Here is a 24,853-nt window from a genome sequence, read left to right as displayed (position 1 = left end):
ATGAGTATTGATCCGCACCAAATCGCCCGGCGTTTCGCCGAACTGTCCCCTGAGCGGCGCCAGGCTTTTCTCGCCAGGCTCGAGGAAAACGGCATCCGCTTTACCGACCTGCCGATGGTCGCGCTGCCCCGGCCGGATGCCTCACCGCTGTCCGCCGCCCAGCGCGGCCTGTGGATTGCCTGGCAGCGTGAGCCGGACAGCCCGGCCTATAACCTGGCGGGGGGGCTGCGTCTGGGGGGGCTGCTGAATGTCGAGGCCCTGGAGCAGGCTTGCAACGACTTGCGCGCCCGTCACGAAGCGCTGCGTACCTCCTTTACCCAGGACGCCGACGGCGAACCGCAGCAACGGGTCAACCCGCAGCAGTTCCAGCCACTGGCCTGCCTGGAACTGGACGAGGGCGCATCGCGGCAACGGGCCCAGGCGCTGACGTGCCAGGCGTTTGACCTGCTGGCCGAACCGGCGCTGCGACTGGAACTGCATCGCCTTGATACCCGGCAGCACCGGCTGGTGATCGTGCTGCATCACATCCTTGCCGATGGCTGGTCCATCGGCCTGATCATCGAAGATCTGGCCACGGCCTATGCCGCGCGCTGTCAGGGGCAGGCCGCGCAATGGCCGGAGCTGACCGTGCAATACGCCGATTACGCCGGCTGGCAACAACGCTGGCTGGATGCGGGGGAGCAAACCCGGCAACTGGATTATTGGCGCAAACAACTGGGGGACGATCACACGCCCCTGGCGCTGGCGCTGGACCGCCCCCGCAGCGCGCTTCGCGAGTCACGCGGTGCCAGTGTGCGCGTGCAATTGCCCGGCGATACCAGCCAACGCTTGCGCAACCTGGCCAAGGCCGGCGGCGCCACCACCTTCATGGCCATGCTGGCGCTGCTCAACCTGTTGCTCGCCCGCCACAGTGGCGCCGACAGCGTGCGCATCGGTTCGCCGCTGGCCAACCGCTCGCGGGCTGAAACCCAACGGGTGGTGGGCTACTTCACCACCCTCAGCGTGTTGAGCAACCGGGTCGATGAGCGCTGCAGTTTTACTGCGCTGCTGCATCAGGTGCGCGGCACCTTGCTCCAGGCCCAGGAACATTCCCAACTGCCGTTCGACCAGCTCTTGCAAGCGCTGGCGCCACCCCGCGAGGCGGGCACTCACCCGCTGTTCCAGGTCAAGTGCACCGAGCAGTCGGCCAGCCGCCCGCAGCGCTTCGCCGATCTGTCCATGGGGCTGGACGGGCTGGTGGCGGGGGAAGTGCATTTCGACCTGAGTGTGGACTTCACAGACCGCGCCGATGGCATCGAAGTGCTGATCGCCTATGCCTGCGACCTGTTCGATGCCGGGCGCATCGAAGCCCTGGCGGATGAGCTGCGAGTGCTGGCCGAAGCCGTGAGTCTGGCGCCGGAGCAACCCTTGCTGGAACTTGCCGTCAAGCCTGAATACCACGCCGATGCACCGGCAATCGCCACTGAGGATGTGCTTGATGCCTGGCAGCGCCAGCATCTGCTCAGCCCTGACGCCGCAGCCGTGACCTGCAACGGTCTGACTTTCAGCCGCGGGCATATTGACCGCGCCGCCGAGGCCCTTGGCCAACAGCTGCTGGCCCGGGGCGTAGGTCCCGGTGACCGGGTGGCCTTGTTGACCGGACGTACAGCGGGGCTGGTGACCGGCATTCTGGCCACCCTCAAGTGTGGCGCCGCCTATGTGCCCGTGGACCCGCGCTGGCCGGCCGAACGCCGCTCGGCAGTCCTGGCCGACAGCGGGGCGTGTCTGGTGCTGGGTGCCGATCCCGGGGTGCCGGGCCTGGACTGGCTGGCGCTGGAGACGGATTCGACCCTGCCCGCGGTGCTGAGGGCCTGGCCAGCCCGGGTGCCGCAGTTGCCCGCGTACCTGATCTACACCTCAGGCTCCAGTGGCACGCCCAAGGCCGTGGTCGCCAGTCGCGGCAACCTGGCCGCCTATGTCGCGGGGCTCAGCCAGCGCCTGCAATTGCCGGCCCGCAGCAGCTTCGCCATGGTCTCGACGGTGGCCGCCGACCTCGGGCACACGGTGCTGTTCAGCGCCCTGAGCAAAGGCGGGGTGCTGCACCTGGCCGACGATGATCAGGCCTTCGACCCCGATGCTTTTGCCCAATGGCAAAGCGAACAGGGAGCCGACGTGCTGAAAATCACCCCCAGTCATTTGCAGGCCTTGCTCAACGCCCGCGATCCGGCCCGGGTGCTGCCGCGGCACAGCTTGATCCTCGGCGGCGAAGCCACGTCCTGGGGGCTGCTGCAGCAGATTCGCCAGCTGGCCCCGCAGTTGCGGGTGTTCAACCACTACGGCCCCACCGAGACGACTGTGGGGGCGCTGTGCCAGGACGCCGCCGCTGCCGACCCGCTGCGCGCCCGCACCTTGCCCGTCGGCACTCCGCTGGCCGCCGTTGTGGCCCGGGTACTGGATGCTTATCTGAACCCGGTGGGGCGAGGGGTGAGCGGTGAACTGTACCTGGGCGGCCCGGGTGTTACCCAGGGCTACGCGGGCCGCCCGGGGCTGACTGCCGAGCGCTATGTGCCGGACCCGTTCGGCGCACCCGGTACACGCCTGTATCGCAGTGGTGACCGGGTACGCCGGCTGGATGACGGCAGCCTGGAATACCTGGGCCGCAGCGATGACCAGGTGAAAATCCGTGGTTATCGGGTCGAGCCCGGCGAAGTCAGTGCCGCGCTGCGGCGTCTGGCCGGGGTGCGGGATGCGGCCGTGATCGCCATGCCCGGGGAAGAGGGCGGCGATCAACTGCATGCCTGTCTGGTGCTGGAGCCAGGCATGGCTGTGCAAGCCCTGCGCGAGTCCCTGGCCAGGCAATTGCCGGACGCCCTGGTGCCGTCCCATTGGACAGTGCTGGAGCAGCTGCCGCTGACTGCCAACGGCAAGCTTGACCGGCACGCCCTGACCCTGGCGCAAACGGTCCGGCCCCTGGGCGAGGGCCCGCGCGGTGCGGTGGAAGAGGCGCTGGCGCAGCTGTGGAGCGACTTGCTGGGGCAGGCGGTTATTTGCCGCGACGCCTCCTTTACCGAACTGGGGGGCGACTCGCTGCTGAGCCTCAAATTACTGGCGCGCATCCGCAAGCAGGGCCTGCAGGGTGAGCGCAAGCTGACCCTGGCCGACTTGCTCAATGCCCCGAGCCTGGCGGCGCTGGCTGAACGTCTGGCGCCACCGCCGGTGAACGACCCGCAGGTGGTGTTCCTGTCGCGTTCGGGGCGCGGAGTGCCGCTGTTCTGCCTGCCGGGGCTGATCGTCAACAGCAGTGAATTCAAGCCGCTGGTGGATGCCCTGGGCGGCTCACGGCCGGTGTATGGATTCGTCAGTCACGTCTACACCGAGCAACGCTGGCGTGGCTATGATCTGCCCGCGCTGGCCCGGGAGTACGCCGATTACATCGCGCGCACGGTCAAGGGCGGGCGCTGCGCCTTGCTCGGCTGGTCGTCCGGGGGCGAGCTGGCGCTGGAAACCGCGCGCCTGCTGCAAGGACGGGCGCAGGTCGAGTTCCTTGGCCTGGTGGATGTATTTGAGTCGGTGCCGTTTCACCCGCGCCAGGCCCTCGACGAGGGCGCACATGCCCGGGCACAACCGTTGCTGGAAAGCTGGCTGGCACGCTCGGCCATGGCCAGACAGTGGCGGCAATTGTTCGCGCTGATGGACGAGCGCGAGCGTGATGCCCTGACCGAGCATGTGCTGGCCCACGACGGGCAATTGCCCAGCGACGGACCGGACTTGCTGTCCCGGGAATTCGAACAATGGGCCTTGCTCGACAAACGCTTGAAAGCCGCCCGCCATGTGCACGCGCCGTTGCCGGTGGCGGCCCATGTCTGGCAGGCCGCCGATTCCCAGACCCGCAGCGAGCGCCTGCGGGACTGGAGCGCGCTGGTGGAGGTGACCGAGCACAGCTGTGTGGCCGATGCGCACCATCTGGACATCATCCGTCACCCGGTCTTCATGGCCGATTTTGCCCGGGCTCTGGCGGCTCTTGAACTCAATGGCCAGGCAGAGGGGGTTAAATTCGCCGAGGCCGCAAGCGTCTTCTAAAGACACATTCTCCAGCGGCCGGACCCGGGTCCGGCCACCGCTCTCTCACTCTCTACAGGAAGGAATCGGTCCCATGACCCAGCACTTCAACCCGACGGCCACCCACGACCTGATCGGCATCGGCTTCGGCCCTTCCAACCTGGCCCTGGCCATTGCCCTGCAAGAGCGCGCGGAGCAGGGCGGCAAGGCATTCGACGCGCTGTTCCTGGAGCGCCAGCCCGACTACAACTGGCATGGCAATACCCTGGTGGCCCAGAGCGAACTGCAGATTTCGTTCCTCAAGGACCTGGTGACCCTGCGCAACCCGTCGAGCCGCTTCTCGTTCGTCAACTACCTCAAGGCCCATGGCCGACTGGTGGACTTCATCAACCTGGGCACCTTTTATCCGTGCCGCATGGAGTACAACGACTATCTGCGCTGGGTCGCCGTGCAGTTCGCCGAGCAGAGCCGCTATGGCGAGCAAGTGCTGCGCGTCGAGCCGGTGGTGGAAGCGGACGGCCGGGTGCAGCGGCTGAATGTGATCAGCCAGAACCAGCAAGGCCGTGAAGTGAGCCGCCAGACCCGCTCGGTGATCGTCAGCACCGGCGGTACGCCGAAGATTCCCCCGGCCTTTGCCGGGTTCAAGGACGACCCCCGGGTGTTTCACCATGCGCGCTATCTGTCGGCCATGGCCACCCAGGCGTGCAGCCGTGGCGAGCCAATGCGGATTGCCGTGGTGGGTGCCGGGCAGAGCGCCGCAGAGGCCTTTATCGACCTCAGTGACAACTACCCGAACGTGCAGGTCGACATGATCCTGCGCGCGGCCGTGCTCAAGCCCGCCGACGACAGCCCGTTCGTCAACGAGATCTTCGGCCCCGATTACACCGACCTGGTGTTCAATCAGCCGGAAACCGAGCGCGAGCGGCTGATCCGCGAATACCACAACACCAACTATTCGGTGGTGGACCTGGACCTGATCGAGCGCATCTACGCCATTCTCTATCGCCAGAAAGTCAGCGGCAGCGAGCGCCACGCCTTCCTCTGCCGGCGCATGATCGAAAGCGCCATTGATGTGGATGGCCGCGTGCAGTTGCAACTGCGGGATCTGGCCACCGGCAGCAGCGAGGCGCGGCGTTACGATGCGGTGATCCTGGCGACCGGCTACGAACGTCGCTCCCATCGCGAGCTGCTGGCTCCGCTCAAGGACTATCTGGACGATTTTCGGGTCGATCGCGACTATCAACTGCTGGCAAGCCCGGAACTGGAAACCCCGGTGTTTATCCAGGGTTTCAGCCAGCATTCCCATGGCCTGAGCGACACCCTGTTGTCCGTGCTGCCGGCCCGTTCGGGGGAAATTGCCGCCGCCCTGGAGCAACGTCTGGATGGCATTCGCCAGCCCCATTCGGGCCAGGAAGCACGGGCCCTGCACAGCGTTTCGGCCTGATGGCTGAATCCGGGCGGCGGTTCGGGTATGCTGGGTGAATGATGCTGTTTCTCATTTACCTTTTTGAACAGGGTGCCAGGGGCTGATGATCGACGTGCTTGCACCGCTGTTTCGCGGTGATTTTGAAGCCTACCGGGAGGTGCTGGTGCTGGCCGACGATCCTCGTCCGGCCATTCCCTGTGACGTGCTCCTGGCGCCTGCGGCCTTCAGCGACGTGCTGGGCGGTTTTGCTCAGCGCTATAACGGCGACGACCGGCGGGCCCTGGCGTCTTTGTGGGCCAAGCACTACATCGTCAAGCTTTTGCCGCCGGTGATGGGCGCCACATTATTGCTGCGCTGGCGCCTGCCGCTGGCTCTCGCCGACACCGCCGTGCTGCTGGACGAGGGGCATCTGCCCCAGGGCTTTCGCCTGTCGGGCAAGGGCGAGCCGTTCGCGCCCCAGGTGAGTGATCCGTTCGAGCTGTTCGCGGGCTTGCTGGACGACCATTTGCAGCCGCTGTTCCAGGCCATCGCCAGCCAGGTCAAGGTTTCACCCAAGGTGCTGTGGAGCAATGCCGGCAACTACTTCGAAAATCTGCTCAACCTGATGGCCAGGGCCGGCATGCCTGCCGAACGCCTGGCTGCGGGGCGTGCGCTGCTGGAAACCCGGGTCCGCCCCGATGGCAGCCGCAACCCGCTGTTCCAGCCGGTGCAGTACCTGCCGGTCACCGACGAACAGGGCCAGCCGACCATGCGCCGCGAGCGCAAGGTCTGTTGCGTGCGCTACCTGCTGCCGGAACTCGAGCTGTGCGGCAACTGCCCGTTGAAGGTCAAGCCGTCCGGCAAGCCTTCTTGCGTGCGGGCGGGATAAAAATCCGCCACCGGTTCAGTAATGAAAACTGATTGCCGAGCCGTCGTGGGGGTGGGGCATGACGCCCATACGGATGCCGTAGATGGATTCCAGCACGGCACTGTTCATCAGCTCTGCCGGTGGCCCCTGGATCAGTAAACGGCCGCTGTGCAACGCCACCAGGTGGTCGCAGTAGCGCGCCGCCATGTTGATTTCATGCAGCACCACCACCACCCCCAGATCCAGTTTGTGGCTCAGTTCGCGAATCAGCCCCAGCACCTCTACCTGATGTGCGATGTCCAGTGCCGAGGTCGGTTCGTCGAGCAGCAGGTAGCGGCTGTTCTGTGCCAGCAACATGGCCAGCCAGACCCGCTGGCGTTCGCCGCCGGAGAGGTTGTCCACCAGGCGCTCGGCATAGGCGCCGGTGTGGGTGAGTGCCATGGCCTGTTCGACCTGGGCGTGATCCTCCTCGCTCATGCGTCCCAGGGCGCCATGCCAGGGATAGCGGCCAAAGCGCACCAGTTCGCGCACGGTGAGGCCGTCGGCGGCCGGCAGTTGTTGCGGCAAGTAGGCCACCTGGCGGGCGAATTCGCGGTTTTTCCAGGCCGGCAACGGCACGCCATCGAGTTTCACTGTGCCCTGGCTCGCGACTTGCTGGCGGGCCAGCAACTTGATGAGGGTCGATTTCCCCGAGCCGTTATGCCCGATCAGGCCGATGATCTGGCCATGGGGCAGGGTCAGGTCCAGCGGGTACAGGAGGGTGCGCTCGGGAATGTCGAAAGAGACGGCCTGCAACTCGAACATGGGAGGGTCCTGGGGCAAAAGGAGCCTAATCTAGAGCAAATAAGAACCATTATCAAAGATTGTATGGCGCAAACCGCTGCCGGTGACGGTTGTCGGGCAGGCGGGGGCGGCAGCGCCATGGGCAAGTCATTGCCTGCATTAATAGGAAGCATTACTATTCGCACCCCCACCTTTGTAGTCCAGAGCGATGACTCGTAAAGCGCCCCGCCGGGCGGGTTTTCTTGAATATTACGATGAGTTGATCGGGACCTGGACCCGCCGTCTGCGCAATCGTCAGCAGGCGCAGGATCTGGCTCATGACACTTTTGTCCGGGTGTTCGAATCCGGCCCGGATGCGGTCGAGCAGCCCCGTGCCTATTTGCATCAGACCGCGCGCAATATCGCGGTCGACGGTTTTCGCCGGGAAGAGTTACGCGATGCCAAGGAGCAGGCTGCCGTTCCCCCAAGCTCGTGCGAAACGGGCGATCCGGAGCAGTACATGCGCGCTTACCAGTTGGCCGAGGCGGTTGAAAGAGCCTTGCAGGAACTGCCGCTCAATTGCCGCAAGGTGTTTGTCTGGCAAAAGATCGAAGGCCTGACCCAGGCCGAGATTGCCGAGCGCCTGGGGCTGTCCAGGAACATGGTGGAAAAGTATATGATCCGCACGCTGCGCCATCTGCGTGAGCGGGTGGAGGCGCCGTGACGACATCAGATAAGGACAGGATGATGGATAGCCGTGACTGTACGGGTGACAGCGCGAGCGTGCGCGATGCCGCCGCGACCTGGTTTGCGCGGGTGCAGGCACAGTCCCTGAGCCCTGCCGAGCAGGCCGAATTCGAGGCCTGGCGCACCCGGGATGCCAGCCATGAGGCTGAGTACCAATGGCTGGCAAGCCTGTGGTCGGCCACCGATCTGCTGCCAAAAGCCCGCTTGCAGGCGCTGTGTGAACTGCCGGACAGAGCGCCCAAACGCCGTTCGGTCATGGCCTGGGGGCTGGCCGCCAGCCTGTTGCTGGCGCTGGGGGCCGGTTTAAGCCTGCAATGGCAGGAGCCGGGTGCTTATCACGGCGAATTTTCCACACTGGCGGGTGAATACCGTGAAGTGCAGTTGCCCGACGGCTCATCGATCGAGCTCAACAGTCGCAGCCGGGTCAAGGTCAGCTTCGAGGGGCAGCAGCGCAGGGTCGAGCTTGAGCAGGGCGAGGTGATGTTCAGCGTTGCCCATGATACGTCCCGACCCTTTGTGGTGCGCGCCGGTGCCGGGCAGGTGACGGTTACCGGCACCCGCTTTGATGTCCGTCGCGACGGTGATCAGGCCCGGGTTGCGGTGGAGTCGGGGCATGTCCGGGTGCAGGGCAGCGATGCCTCGGGCGCGGTCAGCCTGACCGCGGGCCTTGGCACCCGGGTCGATGCACAGGGGCAGGTAGACGCACCGCTGGCGGTGGATACCCGGGCGCTGACGGCGTGGCGCACGGGGCAACTGCAGTTCAATGATGCAAGCCTGGCGCAAGTGGCCGCCGAGGTCTCGCGCTATCGTCAGCAGCCGTTGCACGTGACCGATCCGGCCGTGGCCCGGCTCCGGCTGACCAGCGTGTTCAAAACCGCTGACACCGATGCCTTGCTCAAGGCCTTGCCGCGAATCTTGCCGGTGGCCATTAACACCCGTGCGGACGGCAGTCAGGAAATAGTGGCCCGATAATAATTGGCTGCTGGATTCAGGTTTTTTCCGAGTTCTTCGTCTTCTAGATCAACCGCAACTGGTTTGCATTAACAGTCGCACTCAAGTGCGATCTACAGGGCAAGACTCGACGTGAAAAATAACAATCTCCGTGGGCGACTTTCTGCGCTTGAAACACCTTTGAGCTGCTCTTTTTCGATTAAACCAGGCCGCTGGTTGCCGCTGGCACTGGCCCTGGCCGTCAGTGCGGGGTTGCCGGCTGCGTTTGCCGGTGAGCCTGCCTCCAGTGCCATCCATATTCAGGCCCAGCCTTTGGGCGCAGCGCTGAGCCAGCTGGCCCGCCAGACTTCATTGCAGGTGTTCTTCAGCCCGCAGCTGGTGGCCGGCAAACAGGCCCCGGCGGTCGATGGCAATTTGTCGCCGGAGCAGGCATTGCACGCATTGCTCCAGGGCAGCGGCCTGAGCTACGAATTGAACGGCGATGCGGTGATCCTGCAGGCAGCACCTGCGGTCAGTGCTTCAGCGGCTTCCGGCCCGCTGGAACTGGGCCCGGTGGATGTGAAAGTGGTGGGCGACTGGCTGGGTGATGCCAATGCGGCGGTGGTGCAGAACCATCCCGGCGCCCGTACCGTGGTGCGCCGCGAAGCGATGGTCGAGCAGGGCGCGATGAATGTCAGCGACGTGCTGAAGAAGATCCCCGGGGTCCAGGTACAGGCGCCCAATGGCACCGGTGGCAGTGATATTTCCCTGAACGTGGGGGTGCGTGGCCTGACCTCGCGCCTGTCGCCGCGCTCCACGGTGTTGATTGACGGAGTGCCCGCGGCCTTCGCCCCTTATGGCCAGCCACAGTTGGCAATGGCGCCGATTTCCTCGGGCAACCTGGACAGCATCGACGTGGTGCGCGGTGCCGGCTCGGTGCGTTACGGACCACAGAACGTGGGCGGGGTGATCAACTTTGTGACCCGGGCGATTCCCGAAACCTTTGCCGGTGAAGTCGGCACCACCCTGGAGACCTCCGAGCGTGGTGGCTGGAAGCACATGGAGTCGGCCTTTTTGGGCGGTACCGCCGACAATGGTATCGGTGCGGCGCTGCTGTACTCCGGGGTCAAGGGTGATGGCTATCGGGCACGCAACAATGACAACGACATCACTGACGTGTTGCTCAAGACCCACTGGGCGCCCACCGATCAGGATGATTTCAGCCTCAACTTCCATTATTACGACGCCACGGCGGACATGCCCGGGGGCCTGACCCAGGCGCAGTTCGACGCCGATCCGTACCAGTCGGTGCGCGACTACGACAACTTCAGCGGACGGCGCAAGGACGTGTCCTTCAAGTACCTGCGCCAGATCGACGACCAGACCCAGTTTGAAGTCCTGACCTATTACACCGACAGTTTCCGTGGCAGCAATATTGCCGCGCGCAACCTGCAAACCCTGTCGGCCTACCCGCGTAACTATCACACCTTCGGCATCGAGCCACGGGTGTCCCATGTCTTCACGCTGGGGCCGGTGACCCAGGAGGTTGGGGTCGGTTATCGCTACCTCAAGGAAGCGATGCACGAGCAGGCGAGCATGCTGGAACTGGTGGATAACGTGCCGGTGCCGGGGCCCAAAGGCGACGGTCATGTGTATCAGGACCGAACCGGGGGCACGGAGGCCAACGCCTTCTATATCGATGACAAGATCGATGTCGGTAACTGGACGGTCACCCCGGGGATCCGTTTCGAGCGCATCAGCACCAACTGGCACGACCGCCCGGTGCTGGATGGCAAGGGTGTGCCGGTGCCGGAGAAAAACCGCAGCATCGACAGTAGCGAAGCGCTGCCGGCCCTGAGCGTGATGTACCACCTCTCGGACGCGTGGAAGCTGTTTGCCAACTACGAGACTTCGTTTGGCAGCCTGCAGTACTTCCAGCTGGGGCAGGGTGGCACGGGGGACCAGACGGCGGCAGGTTTGCGTCCGGAAAAAGCCAAGACCTATGAACTGGGGACGCGCTATGACAATGGGGTGTGGGGCGGTGAAGTGACACTGTTCTACATCGACTTTGCCGATGAGCTGCAATACATCAGCAACGATGTGGGCTGGACCAACCTTGGAGCCACCAGGCACCAGGGTATCGAGACCTCGATCCACTACGACATGGCGGCGCTGGATGCCCGTCTTGACGGGCTGTCGGTCAATGCGGGGTTCACCTACACCAAGGCGGTGGCCGAGGGTGACATCATGAACTTCAAGGGCCGCGACCTGCCGCTGTATTCGCGTCAGGTGGCCAACCTGGGGGCGCGTTATGCGGTCAACCGCTGGACCTACAACCTCGACATGTTTGCCCAGTCCAAACAGCATGCGCCGGGTACCGGCGGCACCTACATCACCGACCCGACCGCGGACGGTCAATACGGAGACATTCCGGGGTATGCGACCTGGAGCACCCGTGTGGGCTACGACTTCGGGCCTGAGGCGTCGAACCTGAAAGTGGGCGCGGGGATCAAGAACCTGTTCAACCAGCAGTACTTCACCCGTTCCAGCGACAACAACTCCGGGATCTACCTCGGAGAACCCCGCACCTTCTTCGTCCAGGCAAGCGTGGGCTTCTGAAACCCGCCCGTCTCTGTAGGAGCGAGCTTGTCTCGCGATCTTTTGATCTTGAAAGGCTCGCGAGGCAAGCTCGCTCCTACGGAATGCGGGCTATTTTTGGATCTTCGGGCAGGACACGGGATTTACCCCTGTAGGAGCGAGCTTGTCTCGCGATCTTTTGATCTTGAAAGGCTCGCGAGCAAGCTCGCTCCTACAGAGTGCGGGGCTATTTTTGGATCTTCGGGTAGGGCACGGAATTTACCCCTGTAGGAGCGAGCTTGTCTCGCGATCTTTTGATCTTGAAAAGCTCGCGAGGCAAGCTCGCTCCTACAGAGTGCGGGGCTATTTTTGGATCTTCGGGCAGGGCACGGGATTTACCCCTGTAGGAGCGAGCTTGTCTCGCGAGCTTTTGATCTTGAAAAGCTCGCGAGGCAAGCTCGCTCCTACGGAATGCGGGGCTATTTATGCCCATGCTTACTATTCCTTCAGAGCGTTGATCAGTGCCCTCAACGCTGCGGGGACGTGACGTCGATTGCTGTAATAAACGTAAAGATCACCAATTGAGCATGTCCACCCTTTCAAGCATCGGACAAGCTGGCCGCTCTCAATTTCAGCTTTTACAAGGTCTGAAAAAACCAGGGCCAATCCTGATCCCGCCAGGGCAGACTCGATCATCATTCGCTGGTCGTCCAGCGTCAGCCTGCCGTTGGTTTCGACGCTTACCTGTTCTTTCCCCTTGGCAAACTCCCACGGAAAAACCACACCACTGGCGAGGCGGTAGCGAATGCAACTGTGAGCCAAGAGGTCTTCCGGCGTTTTCGGTACGTCATGTCCTTGAAAATATTCCGGCGAGCCAACAACCACAAATTCGAGGTTTTGCTTCAAGGGTATGGCGATCATGTCAGGCCTCAAGCTCCTGCCAAATCGGATGCCCGCGTCAAAACCTCCTGCCACGATGTCAACCAGACTGTCGTCGCACGATACATCAACACAAAGGCCGGGGTTCTCACGCAAGAGCTTGGCCAGGACCCCACCAAGAATCAGGTGCGCTACGGCCCGGGGCACCGTTAGCTTGACCGTGCCAGAGGGCGTACCGCGAAATTTATTAAGATCGTCCAGTGCACTGGCAACCTCATCGAAAGCAGGCTTGAGGCGTTGCAGTAATTCCTCACCCGGTTCGGTCAAGCTCACAGCTTTGGTGTTGCGGTTGAGCAGTCTGACGCCTAGATGTTGCTCCAGGGTTTTGACTGCATGGCTTATCGCCGAACGTGTGACTCCGCGCTCAATTGCTGCCTTTTGAAAGCTGAGGTGTGTGGCGACAGCAACGAAAGCAGACAGCTCGCTCATCTTCGCTTTCATGTTGAATTTTCCTCACCATTGGATCAAATGTGTTGAGCCATAAATTCTACCCCGGGGCGGGTAGACTCTCCTTCGATTGATGATTGATTGTTAGGAGATTCAAAAATGCGAGCTTATGAAATTGGCGATCAAAGCGGTCTTGATACCTGGAAGCTGGTAGAGCGTCCCGATCCCGAGCCTGGTCGTGGACAGGTTGCGATTCGAGTACACGCGGTGTCACTCAATTTTCGCGATGTGCTGCTGGCAAGCAAGGGCTACGGATTCCCTGTCCATAGCCCTCAGGCTATAGCGGCTTCTGACGGCGCGGGTGAAATCATCGCAATCGGAGAAGGTGTAACGCGCTGGGAAGTCGGCGACCGTGTGGCTGGAATCTTTGTACAGAATTGGTTTGGCGGACGACAACCAGACGATGCCTTTGACAACATGCTCAGCGGCTCGCTCGATGGAATGCTGGCGGAGATCGTCGTTCTCGATCAACAAGGCGTTGTGGCGATCCCTGAGCACATGTCATATCGCGAGGCATCAACCTTGCCGGTAGCAGGTGTGACGGCGTGGAACGCGCTATATGGCCTCAAAGCGCTACAACCCGGCCAGACGGTACTGACCCTGGGTACTGGTGGAGTCTCAATCTTTGCGGCCCAGATAGCCCTTGCCGCAGGTGCCCGGGTTATCACTACATCGTCGAAAGAAGCAAAACTCGTTCAAGTTCGCAAGTTAGGTGCGATAGAGACCATCAATACGAGTACGACGCCGCAGTGGAGCAAGGAAGTTCTGCGACTTACAGGCGGCATGGGCGCTGACTATGTTGTTGAGACGGGGGCGCCGGGAAGCCTCGTTCAATCAATTGCAAGTGCCCGCGCAGGGGGTATTGTCAGTCTGCTTGGAGTGCCTCCCGGTGAAACGATCAATGCCCTGAGCCTTTTACAAACGAGTGCGATTGTGCGAGGGATGATGGTGGGCTCCAGAGAGATGTTCGAAGCACTCAATGCCTTTGCAGGCATAGCCAGGCTTCACCCGATAATTGACAGCGTCTTTGGCTTTGAGCAAGCCACAGAGGCGCTGAAGGCCCTTGCTCAAGGCAACCATTTGGGGAAAATCGTGGTGGATGTTTCAGGTCGACAAGCCTGATTTTCATCACCACGACAGCAGTGACACTGGCCGCCCAGCCGGCAACCTGGGCGGGGCCATTTTTGGACCTTCGGCCAATGCACGGGGATTTCCCCTGTAGGAGCGAGCTTGCCTCGCGAGCTTTTGATCTTGAAAAGCTCGCGAGGCAAGCTCGCTCCTGCAGAGGGCGGGGTTATTTTTAGACCTTCAGGATCCGTCCGCTGATGGCTACGGCCACCAGCATGGCGGCGATCAACAGGAAGGCAATGCTCAGGCTGCTGGCATGGGCGACAAAGCCGATGGCCGCCGGGCCCGCCAGTATCCCCGCATAGCCCAGGGTGGTGATGGCCGGTACGGCAATGTTCTCGGGCATTACGGTTTGTTTGCCGACCGCGGTGTACAGCACCGGCACGATATTGGAACAACCGATACCCACCAGGGCATAGCCGGCCAGGGCCAGTTCCCAGCCCGGCGCCAGGGTTGCCAGCGCCAGCCCGGCTGCGGCGAACAGACCGCCCAGGACTATCACCCGGCGCGCCCCCAGATGTCTGACGATGCTGTCGCCGGTCAAGCGGCCAGCGGTCATGGTCACGGCAAAGGCGGCATAGCCAAGCCCGGCATAGGCTTCGCCGATCTGTTTCTCGGTGGTCAAGAACACCGCGCTCCAGTCGAGCATCGCGCCTTCGGCCAGGAACACGGTAAAACACAGCAGCCCGATAAACAGCACCACGCCGTGGGGCACTGCAAACGCCGGGCCGGTGCTCTCACTGCCGTAAGACAGCAGGTGCGGCGCAGCCTTGAGCAAGGCGGCGAGGGTCAGCACAATCACCACCATAATTGCCCACAGCGGCGTCATCCCCAGCGCCAGAAGGGCGCTGACACCGGCCGCACCGGCAATCCCGCCGACACTGAACAGACCGTGGAAGCCCGACATCATGTTGCGGCCGCTGGCGCGTTCGACGATCACCGCTTGCAGGTTGATGGTGGAATCAACGACCCCCAGGCCTGCGCCGAATACAAACAATGTGGCGATCAGCAGCGGTATGGAGCTGGCGGTGGCCAGGAGCGGCAGCGCCAGGCAAATCAGCAGGGTGCCGCCAATCGTCACCCGGCGACAGCCAAAGCGCGTGGCCAGCAGGCCGGCGATGGGCATTGCCAGAATCGAGCCCGCGCCGAGGCACAGCAGCAACAGGCCGAGGGTGGCTTCATCGAGCCCGGCCCGGGCCTTGGCGTAGGGCACCAGTGGCGCCCATGCGGCCAGTCCGAAACCGGCGATAAAAAAGGCGATGCGGGTCGACATTTGTTCGAGGCGCCCTGGAACAAAAGGCGTCTGAGTGTTGATGGCGGTCATGTTCATCCTTGGGTGTCGGGTCTGTGTCGCGCAGCTGCGCATCATCCTGACATATTTGCGACCTGTGCCGCGAGGGCACTGGTACAGGCACGGGCGGCAGTGGTTGAATGGCGCGCTTGCAAATTCAACTGCCCAAGGTGCGACTTTTATGGACAAGAATCTTCACCCCGCCGTGCAACTGCTGAACCCTGCCGGTCTGTATGACCCTTCGGGCAATGGCTATTCCCATGTGGCCCGCCTGGCGCCGAATGTGCGGTTGGTCTACACCGCGGGTCAGGGGGGAGAGAACGCCGATAGTGAGCTTGCGGCGGATTTCGCCGGGCAGGTACGACAGGCGTTCGCCAACCTGCAGATTGCCCTGGCCGCTGCCGATGCGCAGATCAAGGATGTGGCCAAGCTGACGGTACTGATCGTTGATCACAGTCAGGAGCGCTTGCATATTCTGGGGGCGGAAATTGCGCGGGTCTGGGGAGCGCTACCGGCGCCGGCCTGCACCTTGATTCCGGTGCCGCGCCTGGCGCTGGAGGCGATGCTGTTTGAGGTAGAAGCGGTGGCGGCGGTGGCTGACTGAGGCACCGCAAACATCACACCCTGTAGGAGCGAGCTTGTCTCGCGAGCTCTTTCAAGATCAAAAGCTCGCGAGGCAAGCTCGCTCCTACAGGTCAGTGTCAGGATCAGGATCAGGATCAGGGTTGGGCGGGGATTAAACCTGCAGCAACCGCTCCCTGAGCTTGCCGATTTCGTCGCGCATTTGTGCCGCGGCCTCGAACTCCAGGTCGCGGGCCAGGGCGTACATTTTTTCTTCCAGCTGGCGGATGCGCTTGCTGATTTCGCTCGGCGAACGCAGTTCGTTTTCGTACTTGGCGTTTTCCTCGGCCGCCTTGGCCATGCCTTTGCGCTTCTTGCTGCGCGAGCCGGGCACCACTGCGCCTTCCATGATGTCGGCGACATCCTTGAACACGCCTTTGGGCGTAATTCCGTTGGCCAGGTTAAAGGCGATCTGTTTGTCGCGACGGCGCTCGGTTTCGCCAATCGCCCGTTCCATCGAACCGGTGATGCGGTCGGCGTACAGGATCGCCCGGCCATTGAGGTTACGGGCGGCACGGCCAATGGTCTGGATCAATGAACGCTCGGAACGCAGGAAGCCTTCCTTGTCGGCATCGAGAATCGCCACCAGCGACACTTCGGGCATGTCCAGGCCTTCACGCAGCAGGTTGATCCCCACCAGCACATCGAATACCCCGAGGCGCAAGTCGCGGATGATCTCGACCCGCTCCACGGTGTCGATGTCCGAGTGCAGGTAGCGAACGCGCACGCCGTGGTCGGCCAGGTAGTCGGTGAGGTCTTCGGACATGCGCTTGGTCAGGGTGGTGACCAGCACCCGCTCTTCCAGCGCCACGCGCTTGGCTATTTCGGACAGCAGGTCGTCGACCTGGGTCAGTGCCGGGCGGATTTCGATTTGCGGGTCCACCAGGCCGGTCGGACGCACCACCTGTTCCACGACCCGGCCCGAATGCTCGGCCTCATAGTTGCCGGGGGTGGCCGAGACGAAAATGGTCTGCGGGCTGATGCGTTCCCATTCGTCAAAACGCATCGGCCGGTTATCCAGGGCCGACGGCAAACGAAAGCCGTACTCCACCAGGGTTTCTTTACGTGAACGGTCGCCTTTGTACATGGCGCCCACCTGCGGCACGCTGACGTGGGACTCGTCGATCACCAGCAAGGCGTCGGCCGGCAGGTAGTCGAACAGGGTCGGCGGCGGCGCTCCGGACTCGCGACCGGAGAGGTAGCGCGAGTAGTTTTCGATACCGTTGCAGTAGCCCAGCTCCATGATCATTTCCAGATCGAAGCGGGTGCGTTGTTCAAGACGCTGGGCTTCCACCAGTTTGTTGTTGGCGCGCAGGTACTCCAGGCGTTCCTTGAGTTCTTCCTTGATCCCTTCGACTGCGTCCAGCAGGGTTTCCCGGGGCGTCACGTAGTGGCTTTTCGGATAGAAGGTAAAGCGCGGCATCTTGCGGATGACTTCGCCGGTCAGCGGGTCAAAGGCGCTGATGCTTTCGACTTCGTCATCGAACAGTTCGATGCGCACGGCTTCGAGGTCGGATTCGGCCGGGTAGATGTCGATCACATCGCCGCGTACCCGAAACGTCGAGCGGGCGAAGTCCATGTCGTTGCGGGTGTACTGCAGGTCAGCCAGGCGGCGCAGCAGTTCACGCTGGTCGAGTTTGTCGCCACGATCGACGTGCAAGACCATCTTCAAATAGGTTTCCGGGCTGCCCAGGCCGTATATGCACGACACCGTGGTGACGATGATTGCGTCCTTGCGCTCCAGCAACGCCTTGGTTGCAGACAGGCGCATTTGCTCGATGTGGTCGTTGATCGAGGCGTCCTTCTCGATAAAGGTATCGGAGGAGGGCACGTAGGCTTCAGGCTGGTAGTAGTCGTAGTACGAGACGAAGTATTCCACCGCGTTGTTCGGGAAGAACGACTTGAACTCGCCATACAGCTGCGCCGCGAGGGTTTTGTTGGGGGCCAGCACCAGGGTCGGGCGATTCACATGGGCGATCACGTTGGCGATGCTGAAGGTCTTGCCCGAACCCGTTACCCCGAGCAGGGTCTGGTGCGACAGCCCGGCCTCGATGCCTTCGATCATCTGGCGAATGGCTTCGGGTTGATCGCCTGCGGGCTCGAAGCGGGTAACTAGCTGGAAATCGGGCATAACGGACCTCTGGGTCGCATCTATCAAAGGCTTGGACCTTGGTAGATCGAGAAAGACTGCATGCGACGCAAGCCGCAGGAGAAAACAGGATACGGCTAAATATGGAGGTCGTGACTGACTGTTTCAAGGCGCCGTTCTGACATGGACATCGGAGCAAAGCATGCAATTGGACCAGTGGCTCGAAAATAAAGGCAAATACTTGGCCAAAACCGGGAATCCCCTGTTGCCCGAATCGCTATCGCCTTTATACTTGCTCCCCGTTTGTGCACCGCTCTAGTGCAATCGGCTGGAGCGTTGTCACCCCCTCCATTCCCCATTCAGAGCCGCCGTAATAATGAGCCTGTTCTCCGCTGTCGAAATGGCACCACGCGATCCTATCCTGGGCCTCAACGAAGCATTTAACGCCGATACTCGTACCAGCAAAGTGAATCTGGGGGTCGGTGTTTACTGCAACGAGGAGGGACGAATTCCACTCTTGCGTGCCGTTGTCGAAGCCGAAACGATCCGGGTTGCTCAGCATGCATCCCGTGGCTACCTGCCGATCGATGGCATCGCCGCCTACGACCAAGCCGTGCAAAAGCTGCTGTTCGGTGCCGAGTCGCCGCTGCTGGCCGCTGGCCGTGTGATCACCACCCAGGCCGTGGGTGGCACCGGTGCACTGAAAATCGGTGCCGACTTCATCAAGCAGCTGCAGCCGGGTGCTGTGGTCGCCATCAGCGATCCAAGCTGGGAAAACCATCGCGCATTGTTCGAAGCAGCCGGTTTCCCGGTGCAGAACTATCGCTACTACGACGCTGCCAGCCATGACGTAAACCGTGCCGGCATGCTCGAAGACCTCAACGCCTTGCCGGCTGGCTCTGTGGTTGTGCTGCACGCGTGCTGCCACAACCCGACCGGCGTCGATCTGACGGCGGCCGACTGGCAGAACGTGCTGGACGTGGTCAAGGCCAAAGGCCTGATCCCGTTCCTGGACATGGCCTACCAGGGTTTTGGCGACGGCATTGACGAAGACGCCGCAGCAGTGCGCCTGTTCGCCGAGTCGGGCCTGAGCTTCTTCGTTTCCAGCTCGTTCTCCAAGTCGTTCTCGCTGTACGGCGAGCGCGTGGGTGCATTGTCGGTCATCACCCAGTCGAAGGATGAGAGCGCCCGGGTTCTGTCCCAGGTCAAGCGTGTGATCCGTACCAACTACTCCAACCCGCCGACCCACGGTGCAACCATCGCCGCAGCGGTGCTCAACAGCCCTGAGCTGCGTGCAATGTGGGAAGAAGAGCTGGCTGAAATGCGCCTGCGCATTCGCGGCATGCGTCTGCAAATGGTAGAGCTGCTGTCGAAGAAGGCTCCGGGGCGCGATTTCAGCTTTGTTGCGCGTCAGCGTGGCATGTTCTCGTACTCCGGCCTGACCGTTGAGCAAGTGGCGCGTCTGCGTACCGAGTTCGGTATCTATGCCCTCGACACCGGCCGTATCTGCGTCGCTTCTTTGAATCAGCGCAACATTGAAGCGGTTACCGATGCGATTGTTCAGGTCATCTGAATAATCCCTGAGAAGTCATCGAAAGTGTTGACTTCTCTTTTTATATCAGTAAGATAGACGCCATTCCGCGATAGCTCAGTTGGTAGAGCAAATGACTGTTAATCATTGGGTCCCTGGTTCGAGTCCAGGTCGTGGAGCCAGATAGTAAAAAAGCCGCTAGCGATAGCGGCTTTTTTTTGCCCGTGATTTTTTGCCCGGGCCCGGGTCGAAGCGGGCCTGCCTGGCGATGATCTGAAAAACGCCGCGTCCAACAGCAGTCACGGGTTTTATCGTCGATCATCGCCGGCCGGCGATTACCGGGGGGGTTGATCGCCCTCACGCAAATGCCCAAGCAGCGCCTGCAGGGGATGCAGCAATTCTTTGCCGTCCTGGCGCTTGACCTGGCTTCTGCAGGAATACCCGTCCGCCAGTAGCGTACCGTCGCCGTGATGCTGCTCTACCAGTGGCTGCCACGATTGCGAGTAGATGATCTTCGAAGTTTTGACGTTGCGTGTTTCATGGCCGTAAGTGCCGGACATGCCACAGCAACCGCTGGGCAAAACCTTGAGGCTCAGCCCCCATCCTGCGAATACCTTTTGCCACAGATCAATGCTCGCGGGCTCATTGGTGCGCTCTGTGCAATGGGGCAAGAAGTGAAAGACCTTTTGCGCGGCGGCCGGTGGCTGGATCGGCATGGCGCTCACCAGCCACTCCTGCGCCAGGGCAACCTGGGGCACCGTGCCGTGATCCAGGGTCTTGGCATATTCCTGGCGGTAGACCAGGGTCATCGCCGGGTCCAGTCCCACCAGCGGCACGCCGCAGTTTTGCAGGGCCAGCAGGCTCCGGGCATTGTGGGTTGCGGCTTTCTTGAAGGCGCCCAGCAAGCCTTGCACCTGAAGGGGTTTGCCATTGGCCGAGAACGGCGCGAGGTAGACCTGATAGCCAAGCCGCGCGATCAGCTCTATCCACTGTGCGGCCAGCGGCGTCTCGAAGTAGCGGGTGAATGCATCCTGCACCAGGATGACGCTGCGCTTGCGCTGCTGCGGGGTCAGTCGGGACAGGGTTTTGACCGTCGCCGTCTGCACCTTCCATGTGGCGCACAGCTGCTCGAAGTTCATCAGGCTCAGCAGCGGGCTATCGACCATGCCGACCCCATGTTCAAGCATCCACTTGACCGGCCTGGCGCCCAGCATGGCGTTGTACAGCCTCGGGAAGCGGGCAATAACGGGAATGCTGAACTCCAGTGAGCCGACCACGTAATCCTTGAGCGGGCGCAGGTAACGACTGTGATAAAGCTCAAGAAAGCGTGCCCTGAAGTCCGGGACATTGACCTTGACCGGGCACTGTCCGGCGCAGGATTTACAGGCCAGGCAACCGCTCATGGCCTCGTAGACTTCGTGGGAGAAATCCTTTTGCCCCAACTGTCGGGCGAGGGTGTTGCGGGCTTTGCCAAGCCAGTGCCCGAGGGCCGAAGCTGGCGCTTGATTGCCCAGTACGTCCACGCCCTGGGCACCTTGCAGGCGCAACCATTCGCGTATCAGGGAGGCGCGGCCCTTGGGTGAGTGGATGCGGTTGCGGGTGGCTTTCCAGGATGGGCACATGGCGTCATCGGGATCGAAGTTGTAGCAGGCGCCATTGCCATTGCACTGAACGGCGGTCTGATAGCTTTGCCACACCCGTTGATCTATCTGGCGATCGAGGTCGCCGCGCAACGGGACTTCGTCGACCCGGGTCAATGCGGCTGCAGCCAGCGTCGCCGGTGTGGCAATTTTCCCCGGGTTCAACTGGTTGAACGGGTCAAATACTGCCTTGATGGCCTGGAGCGAGGGGTAAAGCCCGGCAAAAAACTCAGGCACATATTCAGAGCGCAGGCCTTTGCCGTGTTCGCCCCACAGCAGGCCACCGTACTTTTTCGTCAGTGCCGCGACGGCGTCCGAAAGCGGGCGGATCAGTGCCGCCTGCTGCGGGTCTTTCATATCAAGGATCGGCCTGACGTGCAGGACGCCGGCATCCACATGACCGAACATCCCGTATTCGAGGCCGTGGCTATCGAGCAGGTCGCGAAACTCGGCGATGTAGTCCGCCAGATTCTCCGGTGGCACGGCGGTGTCTTCGACGAATGGCTGGGGCCTGGCTTCGCCCTGGACGTTGCCCAGTAGCCCCACTGAGCGTTTGCGCATGCTGTAGACACGCTTCACCGCCTCGCTGCCGATGGCCAGGGTATGGCCCAGACGGCTGACGCTGGTGTCGGATTTCAGGTGCCGGGTGAAGTCATGCACGCGCTGCTCCAGGCGCTGCAGATCATCGTCGCTGAATTCGATCAGGTTGATGCCCAGGGTGGGGCGGGCGGGGTCTTGGGGAAAATATTCAGCCACGCCGTGCCAGACGATGTCCTGCATCGCGAGCATCAGTACTTTTGAGTCCACGGTCTCGATCGACAGCGGCTTGAGCGCCATCAGTGCTTTGGCATCGCGCAACGCGTCCATGAAACCGGCGTAGCCCACGTTGACCAGAATGCTATGGCGGGGGATCGGCAGCACATTGAGCCGGGCCTCGACAATGAACCCCAGGCTGCCCTCGGAACCGCACAGCACGCTGTTGAGATTGAAGCGGCCATCGGGTTCGCGCAGGTGGGCCAGGTCGTAGCCGGTGAGGCAGCGATTGAGCTTGGGAAAGATGTCCTGGATCAGCTGTTGCTGGTTGTCGGCAATCTCCTGGGTGCAGCGATAGACCTCGCCGATCATGTCCTGGCGGCTGGCTTGCTGCCGGGCATGGCCGGCCTCCACGGCCTGGCTGTCGAGCCTGTTGCCGCCCAGCAGGATAGTGGACAGCGCCAATACGTGGTCGCGGGTTTTGCCATAGGTGCAGCTGCCCTGGCCGCTGGCATCGGTATTGATCATTCCGCCAATGGTGGCCCGGTTCGAGGTGGACAGCTCGGGGGCAAAGAACAGGCCGTGGGGCTTTAGCGCAGCGTTCAGCTGATCTTTGACCACGCCGCTTTGTACCCGCACCCAGCGCTCCTCAACGTTGATCTCGAGAATCCGGTTCATGTGCCTTGAGAGGTCGACAATCACGCCGTCGGTGAGGGACTGGCCGTTGGTGCCGGTACCGCCTCCGCGGGCCGTCAGTACCACCGAGCGGAACCGGGGCTGGGCTGCGAGTCTGGTCACTCGCCCGACGTCAGCGTCATGCTTTGGAAACACGGCGGCCCGGGGCAGACGTTGATAGATTGAATTGTCGGTGGCCAGCACCGTGCGTGAACCATGATCGCTGGCGATCTCGCCTTCGAACCCTTCGTTTTTCAGTTGCTGCACAAAAGCCTGGTAGATGTCTTGCGGGCTGTTCGTGGGGACGAGGCGGGCGATCATTGACGGCGTTTCCTGCTGAGTGAATTCGTTTCTGTATTCGCTTAACGTATGCTCGTTTGTCAGTCGGGCTTAGAGCGAAATTGGGTATAACCCCATTGTCAGGGCTACGACTTGGGCAGACAAACGTAAACACGCAGTATTTGCATGAGGTTTATGAATGAATCCGAGGCGCCTCACCCCCTCGATGTCGGTACTGGTGGCTTTCGAAGCGGCGGCCAGGCATTGCAGTTTCACCAAGGCAGCGGATGAACTGTCACTGACCCAAAGTGCTGTCAGCCGCCAGGTGCAGGCACTGGAGGCTTTGCTCGGGGTCGAGCTGTTCCATCGCGAAGGGCGGCGTATCGAGCTGACGGCTGCCGGGGCCCTGTATCAACATGAGCTGGCAGCGGCGCTGGGGCGAATCCGTAGCGCGACGCTGCAGACCATTGCCTTCAGCTCCCGGGGCGGGACACTGCACCTGGCGGTTCTGCCCACGTTCGGTTCGAAGTGGTTGCTGCCGCGCATGAATGACTTCTACACCCGGCACCCCGAGATCGTGGTGCATATCCATTCGCGCATCATGCACGCCGACCTGGCCAGCGCTGCGGGCGAGATGAACGCGATCATCGTGGCGGGCGCAGGGCCGTGGCCGGGCTTTATCTCGCACAAGCTGCTGACTGAAACACTGGTGGTGGTGGCCAGTCCTGCCGCGCTGCCTGAATACGCCGGGATGAGTCCGGCAGACCTTGCTGCCAGTCATTCGCTGCTCAGTGTGGTGTCACGGCCCAACGCCTGGTCGGACTGGTTTGAGCGCCACGGCCTGGATCATCGGGCGATGCGTCCGGGGCCGGGTTTCGAGCTGACGGGGCATCTGATTCAGGCGGTAGTGGCAGGCATCGGTATTGGCCTGGTGCCAAGGGTGCTGGTGCAGGACGAAATCAGGGCGGGCACCCTGGTGACACTGTTCGAGCCCCTGGAAAGCGGCAGGAGCTACTACCTGGCCTATGCCAACCGGTACCAGAACCTGCCGTCACTGATTGCCTTCAGTGAATGGCTGCAAAGCCTGCCGTTTCCGGACAATTGAGAGCGCCCCCTAGTTGAAGTTCTGTTCAAACAGCGCCACCTGATCCGGGGTGATCAGCTTGAAGGGCACCCAGATTTCAGGCTCGACGGGCTCGCCCTTGATCAGCTTCAGGGCGACATCCACGGCCTTGCTTGACTGGGCTTTGGGGTCCTGGAATACGGAGGCTGCGAGCTGGCCGCGCTTGATCGCCGCGAGGCCGTCGGGCAGGCCGTCGATGCCGACCACCGGGATCTCGCCCTTGGTCTTGCCGGCCTGCTGCAACGCCATGGCGGCGCCAATGGCCATTTCGTCATTGTTGGCGATGATGGCATCGAACGGGATGCCCGCCAGCAACCAGTTACTGGTCAGATCCATCCCTTTGTTGCGGGTCCATTCGCCACTTTGTTCCTCGACGATCCTGATCCCGGGATAATCCTTGAGCACCTGCTTGACCCCTTCGGTACGATCATGGGTGGCGTTCTGCGCCAGATCGCCCTTGATGATGACCACATTGCCTTTGCCGCCGAGCTTCTCGGCCAGAAAACGCATCTGTAGCTGGCCGGCCTCGATGTCATTGGAGGCCACTGTGACCACGCCTGCGGGCAGCTCCCTGGTGTCGGGGTGGCGGTTGACATACACCAGTGGAATCTTCGCTTCGACGGCCGCCCGGGTCATGCGTGCGGTACCGCCGGTGTCGGCCGGCAGCACTATCACCGCATCCACCTGCTGACTGAGAAAGTCCTGCACCTGATTGAGCTGGCGTACCACATCGCCCTGGGCGTCGACGAACTGGATCTGGATGTTTTCCCGCCTGGCGGCGTCTTGCAGGCCGCTGCGGATATAGGTCATGAAGTTATCGTCGACCTTGGCGATGCTCACGCCGATACGGTAATCGGCAAGCGCCAGTGAGCTGGCGAGCAATAGCAGCGGGGCAAGAAAAAGAGAGCGGCAGCGCATGGGGGTTTTCCTTTTGTTGTTATGAACAGGCCTTTACGTTGAAACCTGTAATCGTTGACGAGTCGCGAGGCTGCAATCGGGGGCGCCGCAGC

16 protein-coding genes and 1 tRNA gene are annotated in these 24,853 nt (G+C 62.0%); 11 read left to right on the top strand and 6 right to left on the bottom strand.

Translation table 11 applies throughout. The features are described from left to right. From FEZ21_RS16695 to fhuF, 3 genes are all read left to right on the top strand, one after another. A complete protein-coding gene (locus FEZ21_RS16695; protein WP_160627878.1) occupies nucleotides 1-4,059 on the top strand; it encodes a non-ribosomal peptide synthetase in 4,059 nt (1,352 codons plus the stop codon). Nucleotides 4,060-4,132: 73 nt separating this feature from the next. Further along, a complete protein-coding gene (locus FEZ21_RS16690; protein ID WP_160627876.1) occupies nucleotides 4,133-5,482 on the top strand; it encodes a lysine N(6)-hydroxylase/L-ornithine N(5)-oxygenase family protein in 1,350 nt (449 codons plus the stop codon). A gap of 85 nt (nucleotides 5,483-5,567) precedes the next feature. After that, the gene (gene fhuF, locus FEZ21_RS16685) at nucleotides 5,568-6,332 is read left to right on the top strand and encodes a siderophore-iron reductase FhuF (RefSeq protein ID WP_160627874.1); all 765 of its coding nucleotides are present in this window, start codon (nucleotides 5,568-5,570) and stop codon (nucleotides 6,330-6,332) included. A 15-nt stretch (nucleotides 6,333-6,347) separates the two neighbouring features. Here the strand turns inward: fhuF and FEZ21_RS16680 are convergent, their stop codons facing one another. Next, on the bottom strand, nucleotides 6,348-7,115 hold the full coding sequence (locus FEZ21_RS16680; RefSeq protein ID WP_003444899.1) for an ATP-binding cassette domain-containing protein: 768 nt from the start codon (nucleotides 7,113-7,115) through the stop codon (nucleotides 6,348-6,350). Between the two features lie 187 nt (nucleotides 7,116-7,302). On the opposite strand from FEZ21_RS16680, the gene FEZ21_RS16675 reads away from it, so the two are divergent. The 3 genes from FEZ21_RS16675 (at nucleotide 7,303) to FEZ21_RS16665 (ending at nucleotide 11,369) form a co-directional block, all read left to right on the top strand. Then, entirely contained in the window at nucleotides 7,303-7,797 is a 495-nt protein-coding gene (locus tag FEZ21_RS16675) for a sigma-70 family RNA polymerase sigma factor (protein ID WP_010657397.1), read from the top strand. Between the two features lie 23 nt (nucleotides 7,798-7,820). After that, the gene (locus FEZ21_RS16670) at nucleotides 7,821-8,792 is read left to right on the top strand and encodes a FecR family protein (RefSeq protein WP_003444895.1); all 972 of its coding nucleotides are present in this window, start codon (nucleotides 7,821-7,823) and stop codon (nucleotides 8,790-8,792) included. Nucleotides 8,793-8,951: 159 nt separating this feature from the next. Beyond that, complete coding sequence (locus FEZ21_RS16665; protein WP_003444894.1) at nucleotides 8,952-11,369, top strand: TonB-dependent receptor; 2,418 nt, start codon at nucleotides 8,952-8,954, stop codon at nucleotides 11,367-11,369. Nucleotides 11,370-11,825: 456 nt separating this feature from the next. Here FEZ21_RS16665 and FEZ21_RS16660 read toward each other — a convergent pair whose 3' ends face one another. Then, nucleotides 11,826-12,707 carry a LysR family transcriptional regulator gene (locus tag FEZ21_RS16660; protein WP_160627872.1) on the bottom strand — a complete coding sequence of 294 codons (882 nt, stop codon included), beginning with the start codon at nucleotides 12,705-12,707 and terminating at the stop codon, nucleotides 11,826-11,828. Between the two features lie 105 nt (nucleotides 12,708-12,812). On the opposite strand from FEZ21_RS16660, the gene FEZ21_RS16655 reads away from it, so the two are divergent. After that, on the top strand, nucleotides 12,813-13,835 hold the full coding sequence (locus FEZ21_RS16655; protein WP_127196420.1) for an NAD(P)-dependent alcohol dehydrogenase: 1,023 nt from the start codon (nucleotides 12,813-12,815) through the stop codon (nucleotides 13,833-13,835). Between the two features lie 178 nt (nucleotides 13,836-14,013). Here FEZ21_RS16655 and FEZ21_RS16650 read toward each other — a convergent pair whose 3' ends face one another. Continuing rightward, the gene (locus FEZ21_RS16650) at nucleotides 14,014-15,165 is read right to left on the bottom strand and encodes an MFS transporter (protein WP_010657443.1); all 1,152 of its coding nucleotides are present in this window, start codon (nucleotides 15,163-15,165) and stop codon (nucleotides 14,014-14,016) included. A 148-nt stretch (nucleotides 15,166-15,313) separates the two neighbouring features. Between FEZ21_RS16650 and FEZ21_RS16645 the strand changes: the two genes are divergently transcribed. Continuing rightward, on the top strand, nucleotides 15,314-15,736 hold the full coding sequence (locus tag FEZ21_RS16645; RefSeq protein WP_003446282.1) for a RidA family protein: 423 nt from the start codon (nucleotides 15,314-15,316) through the stop codon (nucleotides 15,734-15,736). A gap of 132 nt (nucleotides 15,737-15,868) precedes the next feature. Here the strand turns inward: FEZ21_RS16645 and uvrB are convergent, their stop codons facing one another. Next, nucleotides 15,869-17,884 (bottom strand): excinuclease ABC subunit UvrB, encoded by a 2,016-nt coding sequence (uvrB, locus tag FEZ21_RS16640; protein ID WP_003446281.1) that lies wholly within the window; start codon nucleotides 17,882-17,884, stop codon nucleotides 15,869-15,871. A 334-nt stretch (nucleotides 17,885-18,218) separates the two neighbouring features. Here uvrB and FEZ21_RS16635 point away from each other — a divergent pair, with 334 nt between their 5' ends. Both FEZ21_RS16635 and FEZ21_RS16630 read left to right on the top strand, forming a co-directional pair. Continuing rightward, nucleotides 18,219-19,415: an amino acid aminotransferase gene (locus FEZ21_RS16635; RefSeq protein WP_003446280.1), complete on the top strand. Its 1,197-nt coding sequence runs from the start codon at nucleotides 18,219-18,221 to the stop codon at nucleotides 19,413-19,415. A 64-nt stretch (nucleotides 19,416-19,479) separates the two neighbouring features. Next, nucleotides 19,480-19,555, top strand: a tRNA-Asn gene (locus FEZ21_RS16630). A 153-nt stretch (nucleotides 19,556-19,708) separates the two neighbouring features. Here FEZ21_RS16630 and FEZ21_RS16625 read toward each other — a convergent pair. Continuing rightward, complete coding sequence (locus tag FEZ21_RS16625; RefSeq protein ID WP_160627870.1) at nucleotides 19,709-22,762, bottom strand: FAD-binding and (Fe-S)-binding domain-containing protein; 3,054 nt, start codon at nucleotides 22,760-22,762, stop codon at nucleotides 19,709-19,711. Nucleotides 22,763-22,919: 157 nt separating this feature from the next. Between FEZ21_RS16625 and FEZ21_RS16620 the strand changes: the two genes are divergently transcribed. Beyond that, nucleotides 22,920-23,825, top strand: a complete 906-nt coding sequence (locus FEZ21_RS16620) for a LysR substrate-binding domain-containing protein (protein ID WP_029613017.1) — start codon at nucleotides 22,920-22,922, stop codon at nucleotides 23,823-23,825. A 9-nt stretch (nucleotides 23,826-23,834) separates the two neighbouring features. On the opposite strand, the gene FEZ21_RS16615 is transcribed toward FEZ21_RS16620, so the two are convergent. Continuing rightward, the gene (locus FEZ21_RS16615; protein ID WP_010657438.1) at nucleotides 23,835-24,761 is read right to left on the bottom strand and encodes a sugar ABC transporter substrate-binding protein; all 927 of its coding nucleotides are present in this window, start codon (nucleotides 24,759-24,761) and stop codon (nucleotides 23,835-23,837) included. Nucleotides 24,762-24,853: the final 92 nt, after the last annotated feature.

The organism is Pseudomonas sp. 9.1(2019) (assembly GCF_009910445.1).
In the GTDB taxonomy this organism is placed as follows: Bacteria; Pseudomonadota; Gammaproteobacteria; order Pseudomonadales; family Pseudomonadaceae; genus Aquipseudomonas; species Aquipseudomonas paraversuta.
This window is presented reverse-complemented; position numbering and strand designations above follow the sequence as displayed.